The organism is Pantoea sp. UBA5923, assembly GCF_002431095.1.
Classification (GTDB): Bacteria; Pseudomonadota; Gammaproteobacteria; order Enterobacterales; family Enterobacteriaceae; genus Pantoea; species Pantoea piersonii.
In genome coordinates this window covers 3,411-3,684 of the sequence record NZ_DJDN01000064.1, presented here as the reverse complement: position 1 = coordinate 3,684, position 274 = coordinate 3,411, and the positions used below count along the sequence as shown (strand labels likewise).

Sequence of the window (274 nt, the reverse complement as noted above, 5' to 3'; positions counted from 1 at the left end):
CATCGGTTTCGCCTGCGGCACGCTGACCGCCGGACTGACGATGGGGATCCTGCTGGGATCGCTGGTCGCGACCGCCATCAACAGCAGCATGACGCCGCAGATGGTCGCCAGCATCGGCTGGCGCATTCCTTTCTTTCTGGGCGGTCTGTTTGGGCTACTGGCGATGTATCTGCGCCGCTGGCTGCATGAGACGCCGGTCTTTCAGCAGATGCAGCAGCGTAAAATGCTGGCTGATACGCTGCCGCTGAAAACTGTGCTGACCCGCCATAAAGGC

The 274-nt window shown here is 61.3% G+C and carries 1 pseudogene; it reads left to right on the top strand.

Annotated features, from left to right (window positions below):
* Positions 1-274 (top strand): annotated as a pseudogene (locus tag B3797_RS14720) (MFS transporter); the annotation flags it as partial.